This window comes from Proteiniclasticum aestuarii, from assembly GCF_017368455.1.
Taxonomy (GTDB): Bacteria; Bacillota; Clostridia; order Clostridiales; family Clostridiaceae; genus Proteiniclasticum; species Proteiniclasticum aestuarii.
In genome coordinates, this window is record NZ_JAFNJU010000005.1 from 1 (window position 1) to 12,856 (window position 12,856).

Annotated in this window: 11 protein-coding genes; 6 read left to right on the forward strand and 5 right to left on the reverse strand. The window is 44.7% G+C overall.

All coding sequences use genetic code 11. From position 1 onward, the window contains the following. Nucleotides 1–598: 598 nt before the first annotated feature. Nucleotides 599–1,720, forward strand: a complete 1,122-nt coding sequence (rsgA, locus tag J3A84_RS07320; protein WP_207599364.1) for a ribosome small subunit-dependent GTPase A — start codon at nt 599–601, stop codon at nt 1,718–1,720. A 74-nt stretch (nt 1,721–1,794) separates the two neighbouring features. Further along, nucleotides 1,795–2,679 (forward strand): SDR family oxidoreductase, encoded by an 885-nt coding sequence (locus J3A84_RS07325; RefSeq protein ID WP_207599365.1) that lies wholly within the window; start codon nt 1,795–1,797, stop codon nt 2,677–2,679. Nucleotides 2,680–2,783: 104 nt separating this feature from the next. Here J3A84_RS07325 and J3A84_RS07330 read toward each other — a convergent pair whose 3' ends face one another. Both J3A84_RS07330 and J3A84_RS07335 read right to left on the reverse strand, forming a co-directional pair. Further along, nucleotides 2,784–3,299: a GNAT family N-acetyltransferase gene (locus J3A84_RS07330; RefSeq protein WP_207599366.1), complete on the reverse strand. Its 516-nt coding sequence runs from the start codon at nt 3,297–3,299 to the stop codon at nt 2,784–2,786. Between the two features lie 98 nt (nt 3,300–3,397). Further along, the gene (locus J3A84_RS07335; RefSeq protein WP_207599367.1) at nt 3,398–4,204 is read right to left on the reverse strand and encodes a class I SAM-dependent methyltransferase; all 807 of its coding nucleotides are present in this window, start codon (nt 4,202–4,204) and stop codon (nt 3,398–3,400) included. 298 nt (nt 4,205–4,502) lie between these two features. Between J3A84_RS07335 and J3A84_RS07340 the strand changes: the two genes are divergently transcribed. Further along, complete coding sequence (locus J3A84_RS07340) at nt 4,503–4,820, forward strand: hypothetical protein (RefSeq protein WP_207599368.1); 318 nt, start codon at nt 4,503–4,505, stop codon at nt 4,818–4,820. Between the two features lie 203 nt (nt 4,821–5,023). On the opposite strand, the gene J3A84_RS07345 is transcribed toward J3A84_RS07340, so the two are convergent. Next, complete coding sequence (locus J3A84_RS07345; RefSeq protein ID WP_207599369.1) at nt 5,024–7,027, reverse strand: methyl-accepting chemotaxis protein; 2,004 nt, start codon at nt 7,025–7,027, stop codon at nt 5,024–5,026. A 432-nt stretch (nt 7,028–7,459) separates the two neighbouring features. Here J3A84_RS07345 and J3A84_RS07350 point away from each other — a divergent pair, with 432 nt between their 5' ends. Further along, nucleotides 7,460–8,083, forward strand: coding sequence for a DUF4352 domain-containing protein (locus tag J3A84_RS07350; RefSeq protein WP_207599370.1), 624 nt, complete (start codon nt 7,460–7,462; stop codon nt 8,081–8,083). Between the two features lie 249 nt (nt 8,084–8,332). On the opposite strand, the gene J3A84_RS07355 is transcribed toward J3A84_RS07350, so the two are convergent. Then, nucleotides 8,333–8,878 carry a TetR/AcrR family transcriptional regulator C-terminal domain-containing protein gene (locus J3A84_RS07355; protein ID WP_207599371.1) on the reverse strand — a complete coding sequence of 182 codons (546 nt, stop codon included), beginning with the start codon at nt 8,876–8,878 and terminating at the stop codon, nt 8,333–8,335. A gap of 241 nt (nt 8,879–9,119) precedes the next feature. On the opposite strand from J3A84_RS07355, the gene J3A84_RS07360 reads away from it, so the two are divergent. Both J3A84_RS07360 and J3A84_RS07365 read left to right on the forward strand, forming a co-directional pair. Beyond that, nucleotides 9,120–11,075 carry an oxidoreductase gene (locus J3A84_RS07360; protein WP_207599372.1) on the forward strand — a complete coding sequence of 652 codons (1,956 nt, stop codon included), beginning with the start codon at nt 9,120–9,122 and terminating at the stop codon, nt 11,073–11,075. Nucleotides 11,076–11,445: 370 nt separating this feature from the next. Continuing rightward, nucleotides 11,446–11,913, forward strand: a complete 468-nt coding sequence (locus tag J3A84_RS07365; protein WP_207599373.1) for a nucleoside deaminase — start codon at nt 11,446–11,448, stop codon at nt 11,911–11,913. Nucleotides 11,914–12,054: 141 nt separating this feature from the next. Here the strand turns inward: J3A84_RS07365 and deoD are convergent, their stop codons facing one another. Further along, nucleotides 12,055–12,774, reverse strand: coding sequence for a purine-nucleoside phosphorylase (gene deoD / locus J3A84_RS07370; RefSeq protein ID WP_207599578.1), 720 nt, complete (start codon nt 12,772–12,774; stop codon nt 12,055–12,057). Nucleotides 12,775–12,856 lie beyond the last annotated feature (82 nt).

The following is a 12,856-nucleotide window of genomic DNA, read 5'->3' on the forward strand; positions in this document are numbered from 1 at the left end:
AAGTCTTGGACAGAAAAACGATAAAAAGAAAAAAGAAGATATATGAAGAATTCTCAAGCAATATCACCATACTCGATATGGGTAAACGAACCAACATGTTCAAGCTTCTTAAGAAACTGAGAACAGCGTGATTATCACGGTGTCTATTTTCTAAATATTAACCAACAGTAAATTGACACGGTCTGAATTTCATTGCACTTGGTATATCTGTAACGTATAGTTGTAGTAATGAGAGCTTAATGGCATAATCCATGGAAGGAGTGATTTTAGATGCAGAAGTTATATGAGGTGGTTTTCGTCTAATTGCATATTGCTCAGAAGGTTTGAAGTAACGAAAAGTTTTCTTTTTACGTCTTCTGAGACACTCAGAATTGGCCTTCCAGGAACTTTTTTGCTGAAAGCTGATCTTCACGCTGTGTTGCGGCGTGTGTATCAGCTATGAAGAATGAAGTGTAACCACAGCAGGTTGATCTTGCTGTGGTATTTTATTATCCTTTTTCAGATCACCGACAGAAGCCTTATGTAACCCTATTTGACCAGAGTAAGCTTTTAGAGCGTAACTGCAGCTGATTTGTTGAAAGAAAAGGGGATTAGAATAATGAGTCTAGAAAAATTCGGGTTTGATGACTGTTTCAGAGAAAGCTTCAGACCCTACCAGAACAAAGGATATGTGCCAGCCAGAATCGTGGCGCAGCATAAGGGACGCTACATGGTCCATACGGAGACAGGAATATTGAGCGGAAAACTGAGCGGGAAATTCATCTATCATTCCGATGTCAGAAAAGATTATCCCGTGGTGGGGGACTGGGTGGCCGTGAAGATTATTGAGGAATCGGAGTCGGTGATCTATGTCGTCCTGCCGAGAAAAAACTCGTTTTCGAGAAAAATGGCTATATCCGGTGGAAGAAAAATCAGAAATGGTGTCATCGTCGGCGGGAACATCGAAGAGCAGGTACTCAGTGCCAACATCGATACGGCATTCATCGTCACAGGGCTTGATGACAATTTCAGTATCGGCAGAATCGAGCGCTACATCACGCTGGTGAAAAGCAGCGGGGTGCATCCTGTGATTCTTCTCAATAAGTGCGATCTGGTGCCTGATGTTTCAGAGTACATGGAGAAAGTGCGCGCTGTGGCGGAGGGGATCGAGATCCATCCCATCAGTGCTTCCGCCGGGATCCATATGGACGTGCTGGACCCCTATACGGGTTCTGGCCAGACCATCGTCTTTTTTGGTTCTTCCGGAGTGGGAAAATCCACCATCGTCAATTACCTCTTCGAGGAGGACGTGCAGAAAACAGGTGCCACCAGTGAAGCCAATGGAAAAGGCAGACACACGACCACCGGAAGTCAGCTGCTGTTTCATGAAAGCGGATGTGCGGTCATCGATACACCCGGTATGAGAGAACTTCAGCTGTGGGCGGATGAGGAAGTGCTCATGGAGAGTTTCCACGATATCCATGTACTGGCAGAAGGCTGCAGATACAGAGACTGCAGACATGAAGAGGAGGACCACTGCAGCGTCAGGGAGGCCATTGCCGAAGGGAAACTGGATGCGGAAAGGTTTCAGCACTTCAAAAGTCAGCAGAAGGAGCTTGAGGCACTGAAGTCCAGCAGGGAATCCTACTATAAGGATCGAAGCAGTCAAAAGAAGAAAAAGAGCGTGAGACGAAATGGCGTGGACCGGTCCTTCTACTTCTCAAGGGAGAAGGAGGAGTAGCACTGTCCATGTCAGGAACGAATGATCAGAAGAATGAATAGAAGGAAATCATGAGAAGGGCAAGGGGAGAAAAGATGAGAGTAAATGGAAAGATCGCGGTCATAACAGGTGCCAATTCCGGTATGGGGAAGGCGTCTGCCAGAATGCTGGCGGAAAAAGGCTATCATGTGGTGATGCTTGTGCGAAACAGGGAAAGAGGAAAAGAAGCCCTGGAGGAGCTGGAAAAGGCCTTTCCGGGAAGCTTTCAAATGATCCTGTGCGACCTTTCCGATGGAGACTCCGTACGAGCAGCTGCAGAAGAAATCAGCAGGAAGTGCAGCGGCCTGGATATTCTGCTGAATAATGCCGGGCTCATCACCACGAAGAGACAGCTGAATGAAGTGGGTCTTGAGATGCAGTTTGCCGTCAATCACGTGGGACACTTTATTCTGACGCTTACGCTTCTTCCTCTGATGCGCGAGGGGGCAAGAATCGTTCAGGTGGCTTCCGGTGCCCATAAGTGGGGAGAAATCCATTTTGACGATCTGACGCTGGAGAAGAATTTCAGACCTTTCAAGGCCTACGGACAGTCGAAGCTTGCCAATGTGCTTTTTGCTGAAGCGCTTTCAGGAAGACTGAAGCCCCATGGCATCACCGTAAACAGCTGTCATCCGGGTGCTGTAGGCACCAATATGGGGGTGAACCGGGAGACGGGCTTTGGAAGAGGAATCATGAGTCTGCTGAAACCCTTTTTCAGAACACCGGAGGAAGGGGCGGATACGGCGGTGTTTCTGGCCACAGATCCATCTGTAGAAAAGGTTACGGGAGCGTACTTCTACAACAGAAAGCCTATGGCAGTTGCGAAAAAGGCACAGGATCGAGAACTTTCTGAAAAGCTATGGAGATGGACGGAAGAATTCACTGGAGTGTCCTTTAAGGAGATGGAGAAAAACATGGGCAACTCTTCAGTCAGAAATTAGAATCGAAAAATCCACCATCTGGGCAGAAATTCGATCTGTATCCAGATGGTGGATTTTCTCTTTTCAGTACGGTGTTTTCATTGGTTGAAGGCTCCATTGATTGCCTATAAGGAGTACTTATATTTCAAGATTTCCTGGGTCTTTCCCTGATAGGAAGCCATTTCTCTACACTCCAGTGTGAAGCCTGTTTTCTCCAGGACTCTTTGTGAGGGAATATTTTCTCCATGGCATATGCCATAGATGTGCTCGATCTTCAGCTGATCCATGATGGCGGGAAGAAAAGCTTTGAGTGCTTCTGTTGTATAGCCATTTCCTCTAAAGGCCTGTGCCATGTGGTATCCGACTTCGTAGCCATCCTTTATGGGCACGGCTTGTACATATCCGATGTTTTCTCCTTCATGAAGAAGGACCGGATAGACAAAGGGACCGGAAGTACCTTCATAGGCAGAAATAAGAAATTCCACTACTTCACGGGCATCTTCCCTGGTTTCAAATACTTCATCGGGAACAAAGCGGCGGGTTTCCTCATCCAGAGAATTAAGGTGGACACTTTCTACCATGCTTTCATCAAATTCAGTGATGAGGAGTCTGTCTGTTCTGATTTCCATTCTGTTTTTCACGATGTTTCCTCCAGTATAATAATGGCGCAATAGCTGCTCTAAAAATAGCTGAGGTGACAATGGTTTATCCGCACTGTTTTTGATAGAGTGACAGAAATCTACTTGAGACCTGGAAGCTTCTTGGCTTTTAGGCTCATGACCAGAGGAAGCTTTCCTTCCAGTTCCGGGTAATAGCATAAGCCTCTTTCATCGAGTCTGGAGCCACCCATGCCAGGGACGCACCTGTCATACTCTCTGAAGTCTGTGAGGTGGAGTCCTGCCTGGATAAGGCCTTGCAGGATGGCGGATAAGGTATGACCGAAGAAATAGTTCTCAGCGGTTTTTGCCTTGGAAGCATACCCGCCGATGGTGGTATCATATTCCGGTTCGGTGTCAAAATATGGATACTTGGGCGAGAGGGTTCCTTTAGCCAGTTCTTCTTCATCAAAGATCATCATGAAAGGATGGGAGTCATGAAGAAAGAAGATTCCATCATGTTTCAGAAAATGAGCGATGACCTGTCCCCATATCTTAAGGTCCGGCAGCCACCCGATGGCTCCATCGGAGGTCAGGACAATGTCATAAGTCCCGTCGTGGACCTCTCTAAGCTTCAGTACATCAGACTGAATGAACTGGACGGAATCCATGCCGAAATCCTGTGCCAGAAGGGTTGCATAATGAATATTCGAAGGAGAAAGATCCACGCCTGTGACTGTGGCGCCCATTCTGGCAAGGAGAATGCTGTCTGCACCGGTGTTGCACTGCAGATGCAGAATCCGTTTTCCCTCAACGCTACCTAGGCCTTCTATGACCAGGGGGTTCAGTGTGAAGTGCTCGTCTTTCAGAAGTTCTCTGAAATGCTCGTAGTGATCCTTGGACAGGGTGCTCCAGGCTGCCTGGTTGGCAGCGATGATTTCTTCATGCATGACTTCTCCTCCTTTATTCAGGGCGTGTTTTAGTTTCATTCCGTCTATTACTAAGTACATATACATAGATGAGATGATGTTGCTATGGACTAGATTGCCGTCATCTTCCTGTATTCTATCATCTGAATGAGAACCTTTTCAATATGAAAAGGAGGAAGATGCTCAGGAAGTTGAAGATTTCAATCATGGAGATGAATCCATCGGAAAAAATCGTGAGGTTCTCCATAATGTCTCCACAATTGTCCGGTACAGTATAAGTAACACCCCAATCTATATATATGGAAGGAAGAGAAAGAACATGATCAGAAAAACTATAAGCATGGCAATAGCCATTACACTACTCTCTGCTACTCCGGTTTTTGCCATGTCACAGCCAGCAGAAGAGCATAAAGCAGCCCCTGCTCTTGCAGTAGAGATACTGGAAGCACATGGAGAAACCCCTTCAGGAGAAGTTCTGAAGCAGGTGGCAAAGAATGTCGGACCAAGAGGCTCCTTCATGGGCGTTGAAAAAAATGACCCGATGTATGCGCATGAAGTGATGCATTATCTGCATCATACACTGAATGCCATCGACATGGACCATAATGGATGCATGCACCATGGCATGATGGAATAAACCTTCGGCACAAGAAGACAGAAGAAGCAGCGGACGAGGATTGATGAAAATCAATCTGGTCCGCTGCTTCTATCTAGTGATCACAATCTAGTTTAGAATAAGGAGATTCTAGAAGACCAGATTATTGTAATAGAAGAAACTGGTCCATCAAGATGTTCATTCACCTTGATGGACCAGTTAAAACCATAGAATCCTATATTACTTTAGGCTTTAAATCGACTCAGTTCTTCTTGTATGCTGCTAATGTCAGCGTTAAGTGAGTTCATAGCTTCTCCGATTTCTGTAATTTGTGCATACTGCTCTTCGGATGAAGCACTGATTTCTTCTGTGGAGGCAGCTGATTCTTCACTGATGGCGGCCATGGCTTCCAGAGAAGCAATGAGATCATTTTTCAGTGTATCCATGTTTCCGGTTTCCTTGATGAAATCTTTCAGGATGCTTTCCAGTTCATTGACGTTATGGTCCACCTGGTCAAAGACCTGTACGGTCTCGGATATGTTTCCTTTTGCTGATTCAACAGAGGTCTTTGTTTCTTCCACAGTTTTCGTGGTGACTGAAACGATGGAGACGATGCCAGTGATGATGGTGTTGATTTCCTCAGCTGAGTTGGAGGACTGCTCGGCCAGTTTTCGAATTTCTTCCGCCACTACGGAGAATCCTCTTCCGGCTTCTCCGGCTCGTGCTGCTTCAATGGAAGCGTTCAGCGCCAGAAGATTGGTCTGATCAGAGATACCTTTTATGGTGCTGAGAATATCTTCAATGGATTTTGAACTCTTACTAAGTTCATATACATTTTCTGCCACTTCGTTGGTGTTTTCAACGGTCTGAGTGAAGACGTTCTGAAGAGTTTCGATTTTCTGTCTTCCCTCTCGATTTGAGGACACCATGTTCTCGGAAATTTTCTTTGCATCTTCCAGGCTACTAGCAATGATATTAATACTTCTGCCCAGGTCCTGACCGGCAATGAGACGCTCATTGACACCAGTTGCTGTTTCCATTGCTCCTTGTGCGATCTCTTCCACAGCTCTGGTGACTTCCTTGCTGGAAGACATGAGTCCATCCACGTTTTCCATCACCCGGTCGGATGTTCCTGCCACAGAGTTGAAGCTTGTCACGGTCCCCTTGATGAGTTTTCGGACATTTTCCACCATGGTCATGAAGCGCTCACTGAGTACTCCGATTTCATCCTTGGAAGCATAGTTCATGGTGGCGGTGAAGTCACCTGCACCTACGCGTTCCATGGCCTTTTCCATCATGGCCAGAGGTCTGGAAACCCACTTGGATATGACGAAGGAAATGACACTGACCAGGATCAGAATGGATACTAGTACAGCCGCTGCATTGTTGATGTTGTTGGTTCTGATAATTTCCTCGATAGCTGCTCGAGGATAAGTCGCGACATAGGTACGGACTTCTCCATCACTTGCCATGGCGTAGTAGGAGATGCCATCCACAGTGATGGTCTGTAGGGTGTCTTTTTCTGAAAGCGCCTGATTCATCCAGGACACATCATCTGCGGTCTGGCCGATAAGCTCAGCATTCTTGTGGTTTAGGATTGTTCCCTCGGAAGAGAGGATGACTCCGAAGCCTCCGTTACCAATGTCCAATGTGTCAATGGTTCTTTGGATGTCGAGATTCTCCAGAAGCGCTTGGATGGCTTTAGGTTCAAGTCCGATCTGGATCACTCCTGGGGTATCCAGTCGTGAAACACCAAAATACTGGAAGAGTGTTCCGTCGGTTCCTCTTGGTGAAGGTTCCTGTACCAGCTGGCCGCTGTTCTGACCAATCAGATTTAAAAAGGGCTTTGTCTGTTCTGATTCGTTGAAATCGAAGTTGTAGAAATCTGGAATATTTCCATAGAGGAGGATTCCTTCTCCATCTGTGACATGGATTTCATCCACCTCCAGAATACTGGCCAGTTCTATCATTCTTTCTGTCTCCAGATAGGTCTGATCCTCGCGGATCATCACTGCAATACTTCGCGCCATGGCGATGATTTTTTTATTAAGGGCTTCTTTGGTGATATCCACCACATCTTCTGCAGAGAGATACTCGCTTTTCAGGTTATCCACCTGATCTTTCAGCTGCATTTCAATGACCCGGTCCAGAGACCTGGTGGTGGTGATGGTGCTGATCAGGGATTGCACACCGATGGCAAGTACAATAATAAGACTGGTGATGAGGACGATTTTACCTTTTAACTTCATTTTCATGAGTCTCCTTTGTTTTGAGATTGTGTGTGCTGTTTAAAACACTGAAGAAGTCTTCAGCGTGTTCGTCTGGAAATGGGATCTTTGACATTTTGGTTATCAAAGGACATACTTTATATTTCGGTTACTTACTTTTTCTTTTAAGACCGATTATTTACTAAATGAGTATATTTTTCGGTTTTCACACAAATTATTTTAAATTCAAAAGTGTTATTATTTCTATATTATATTAATGTTATCCTATGGATATGTTTTTCAATACAACTAGAATATGAGTTTATTGAAGTGTTGCTGAGCATGGCAAGTGAAGAAGAGGAACCTGAAAATTAGGGGGTACCTGTAATGCGGTATGGTAAAGAAGAGTCCGTATTTATGTACACATGAAATGTTAATATCTATATAATCCAAATAAAAAATTAGGAGGTTATGATGAGAAGAGAGAAGATCAAAAAGCCGATTTATAAGAAGTGGTGGGTCTGGTTGCTGGCGATTGTAATTATTGGCGCTGCATTAGGCGGTGGTGAAGATGAGCAGACGGTTGCTGATGGTGGGAACGAAGTAGCGCAGGAAGCAGCTGATACCCCGGAGGAGCAGCCTGAAGAACTAATTGAGCCTTCCGATGAGGTAGTGGAAGTTGGTATTGGTGTGCCGGCAATGATTGCTGATGTGTCGTTCACAGTGAATAGTCTAGAAGAAACGAAGGAGATCTCCTCCGGAAATGAATTCATAGAGAATGCTACTACAGAAGGGAAATATGTTATTCTTGAGATCACAGTGAAGAACGATAAGAAAGAAGCTCTGACAATCAATTCCAGCTACTTTTCACTGGAAACAGTAGATGGAGTTGTATATGAACCAAACACAGATGGAAAAGTAATGATGGCAATGATGGATGAAGATGATTTTTTCTTGCAGCAGGTGAACCCAGGATTAAGCAAAACGGGAAAAGTGGTTTTTGAGGTCGGTGAGGATCTGGATCTTAATACAGCCATATTGAAGGGGCAGACCGGATTCTGGGGAACAGAATCTGTTGAAATCAGTCTGAAACAATAATGCATCCGATGTGCTAGGATAGGGTCTATTGATCCGGTGATTCTATTCCATAGCAGATCGTTACAGAACGAAGAAGTCTGGAAATTACTCAAAATTTCCAGACTTCTTTATTTGAATAGTTCTTATAGTGGAATGTACAAAGGGATGAAATGGTTACGGATAGAAGTGAGGCTTTGCAGATGAAACCCAACTGGTACTTTATTGTCCTATGAGAGATGATCATGGTTGAAATCAATCTGATGATTTCTTTTAACAAAAGTATATCTTCATGGACTCGGGCATATTATCTGCAATGATTTCAGCCAGTTCAAAGGGGTCTGTACTCATTTTCTGTTTAATCCAATTCTGTATCATGCCGGTCGCCCCATAACTATTGAATTCAATTGAAAAGACAAGAGATGGCGTCATCTCATTTTTGGAAATTCTTTTTCGCAGCTCATTGGTATAGGCGATTCTTGTATATTCAGTAATATACTTCTGGAACGAATTCTGGCCTTCATACGCTAGAGCGTTCTCATAAAAGCACGCATTCTGTTTCATGGAGTGTAACATTTTCCCAAGTACTTCGCTCCATGGATCAACAGATGAGCTGCCAGAAGTGACAGCATCTATGCTGGTTCGGAAAATCCAGTTCACCAGCTGAAATTTATCTTTGAAATGATAATAAAAAGTCTGCCGGGTTGTATGACAATTATCCGCTATCATCTGGACTGTTATCTTTTCCAGAGGATAGGTTCCCATAAGTTCAATGAGGGAATCTGCAAGTATGTCTTTTATTGTTGTTCTGCCTATCATAATCCTTTAAGTGAACCTCCTTGCTGACATATGTAAGGACAGCCTGATCCTTACAAATAGTTAAAAATGTAACAATCCGTTACAGTATGATTATTTTGTCCATATGAACTGAAATGAATTCTATGTACAATCATGTTGTAAATAGCTCGAGCTAATTTGTTAATATTATATCATTTATTATGAATAATATTAATGAGTGAGTCAATTTTATTACTAGTATGTAGAAAGGAAGATGATTTTAATGAGTATGACCTATTCAAAAATTCTGGAACCGATTCAGATTGGAAAAGTGAGGGTTAGAAATCGAATCAATATGGCTCCTATGACCACGCTGTATGCAGGGAGTGACGGTGAAGTTACGGATCAGCTGATGCAGTATTATGCAGCCAGAGCAAGAGGCGGTGCTGGGATGGTGACTGTGGAAGGGGCCTATGTAAATGACAATGGACTTCAGATTCCCTGTTCTATTAATGTCAGTAATGATCGATATATTCCCGGTCTTTCAAGAATTGCAAATGCAATAAAAGACAATGGCTCAGTTGCTGTCCTTCAGCTTATTCATGCTGGTATCCAGGCATGGGTGGAGCAATCAGTGGGGCCAAGTGAAATCGGAAGAATAGATGGTAAGCCAATCTCTACAGAACTTACTCCAAGAGCCATGACAACAAAAGAAGTGCATCAGTATGTGGATGATTTTGCAAAGGCTGCGAAAAGAGCTCAGATGGCAGGCTTTGATGCGGTACAGGTTCACGGAACGCATGGGTATCTGATCATGCAGTTCCTGTCGCCCATAACCAATCACAGAATTGACAACTATGGTGTGGATAGAGATCTGTTTCCTGTTGAAATTGTACAAGAAATCAAAAAAGTCTGCGGTAAAGAGTATCCTGTGATTTTCCGTCTCTGTGCGGATGAAACGCTGGGCGATACATTCATGGAAAAGGGTATTACTATTGAAGATGCCAAGGTCACAGCTCAGAGGCTTGAGAAGGCTGGCGTAGATGCCTTTGACGTCACGGGAGGGTCCGATGATGTCATCCATTTATATGTGCCTTCAGCTTATGTGCTGGAAGGTATTGAAGGTGCATTTATTCATTATGCGGAACAGATCAAAGAAGTCGTATCTGTTCCGGTGATGACCGGTGGAGGCGTTGAGACTCCTGAGGAAGCGGAACGTATTTTAACAGAGCACAATGTGGATATGTTGTTTGTTGGCAGAGGGCTCATAGCAGATTCGGAATGGATTCGGAAAGTTGAGACGGGAAAAAGAGAAGAGATCAGACCCTGCGTGAAGTGCGTAGAATGTGGTCAGCGAATTGTATACGATGCTGAGATGAGATGCTCTGTGAATCCACTAAGTGGGAAAGAGTGGAAATATCTCAATGAAAGTGAGATACCCTATGCTCATGATGTGAAAAAAGTATTAGTGATCGGTGGCGGTATCGCTGGTATGGAAGCAGCAAAAACTGCAAAGCTGAGAGGTCATCATGTTACAATTGCTGAAAAGAATCCGAGCCTTGGCGGTACATTGACTACTGCATCCAAACCCTGTTTCAAGTACAGATTTGATCGGCTGGTTCAGTACTATATCAATGAAGTGAAGAGACTGGATATTGATGTCCAGCTGAACACACTTGCGGATGAGTACTATATTGAAACCATGAAACCTGATGCGATTATTATGGCGACGGGGTCAAAGGAGCTGCTGACAAAGATTCCTGGTGCGGAGCACTGTTTAAGCGCTGATGATGTCCTGAATGAGAAAGTGGAAGTTGGCGAGAATGTTATAGTAATTGGCTGTGGGATGGTTGGTGAAGAGTTATCATACAACCTGGCAAGGCAGAATAAAAAAGTGACGGTTTTTGAAGCGCTTGAACCAGCCATGAGTGTGCAGGGCATTGCACTGCTTAGACCTACAGGATTATTTGAACAGTACGGCGTCACAGTACATACCCATACGCCTATCGTGGAAATATATGAGGATGGCGTCCTTACGGTTGATTCCATGGGTCGTAAGATCATAACGAAGGCAGATCATATTGTTTCTGCCATCGGAAGAGTTCCTGCTTTAGGTGATGAGTTCATCAGTAGATTAAGAGAAAAGAAGTACTGGGTTCTTCCAATCGGGGATGCTGTGTCTGCAAGAAGAGTATCCGAAGCAGTACATGAGGCTTTCCAGGCAGCAATGAGTATCTAGTCTGATATTCGCTCAGATTTTCCGCCGATGGTCATGATTCGAATGACCATCGGCTTTCTGATTTATTTGATGGATATTCTCGAGACTCAAATCGATTCAGTGAGCAGGATTGAATAATTTTCCAGTGGTAGGGCTGCTCACGAACACACCATCATAAGCAACACAAACGTACCGAGCATTGACCATAAGGGTTGAAAACTCATCCATAAGTCCCGACGGTTGGATGAAGTCCTGTGTCATAAGTTTTTCTGCATTGCGTTTCACTTCTATTTGGGTTATTCTCTAGGGGAGAAGAACAGCCTCATTCACCTTGTCTCTATGGGGACGTTGAATGAAAAGGCAATAGCAGATACCAGGGAGGAATGTAAGAATGCCAAAACATGAAGAATTTATGATAGAAGCCATAAGACTGTCCGTTTCCGCCGTTGAAAATGGCAATGAGCCTTTTGGCGCAGTGCTGGTCAAAGATGGTGAAGCAGTATACTCTAACGAGAATCAGATCTTCACGAAGACGGATCCCACTTACCACGGTGAACTTGGACTCATCCGCAGTTTCTGCCAGGAAACGGGTATAACCGACTTATCGGAGTATGTGATGTATTCCAGCTGTGAACCTTGCTTCATGTGCAGCGGCGCCATGGTCTGGTCAAACCTGGGCACCCTGTATTATGCAGCCAGCAATATGGACCTGGAAGAGATTATGGGAAAGGAAGGGGTCAAGTGCTCGGAAATTGTATTCACACACTCCCATCATCAGCCGGAGGTTCATGCAGGGCTTCTTCGTGAAGAAAGTATGGAAGTGCTGAGCGCGTATTTCGGAAAGAGTCAGTCTGAGTAAATGATGGTTACCTGATGAAGTCATGAATCAGATGAAGATAAAGAAAAAAGAAGAAAGCGTAGAGGTTTTGATACCTTTTCGCTTTCTTCTTATTTTACCGAATAATCATTGTAAGCAGATTGTGAGGAACGACACTTTTTCTCAGACCAGCGCTAAAGCGATGTCCACCATTTCTGTGAAAGAGGTCTGTCGCTCTTCCGGAGTGGTCTGTTCATGACGGATCATATGATCGCTTACCGTCAGGATGGTCAGCGCCTTTACGCCCGCACTTGCCGCGTTGAGATAGAGACTGGTGGTTTCCATTTCTTCGGCCAGTATGCCCATGGCAGCCCATTTCTCCATGGCGGTCTTATCCGCATTGTAAAAGACGTCGCTGGAGAGCACATTGCCTACATGGACGCTGCAGTCTCTCCCATCAGCGATCTTTTTTGCTTTCTCCAGCAGCTCATAGGATGCGGTGATCGGAAACTGACCTGGAAGATTGAACTGATGGGCATAATTGGAGTTGGTGGCAGCACCCATGGCCAGAATGATGTCGTAAAGATTGATGTTATCCTGCATCGCTCCGCAGGAACCGATGCGGATCAGATTCTTCACACCGAAAATGTGGATCAGTTCCCAGGAATAGATGGCCATGCTGGGTGCCCCCATGCCGGTACCCATGACGGATACCTTCTTCCCTTTGTATTCTCCTGTATAGCCCAGCATACCCCTGACTTCGTTGAAGAGCACAGGGTTTTCAAGGAAGTTCTCGGCTATGAATTTTGCGCGAAGTGGGTCTCCCGGCAGTAGAATTGTTTCCGCGATTTCTACTCCGTTGGGTTTGATGTGAGGGGATTCTTTAAATGCAAGATTGTTCATGTAGTTCACTCCTTCATTGTTGTTGGATGTGCGTGTAGAATCGGATTCCTTATCACGTGTTTTCAACTTTATCATACCTTTT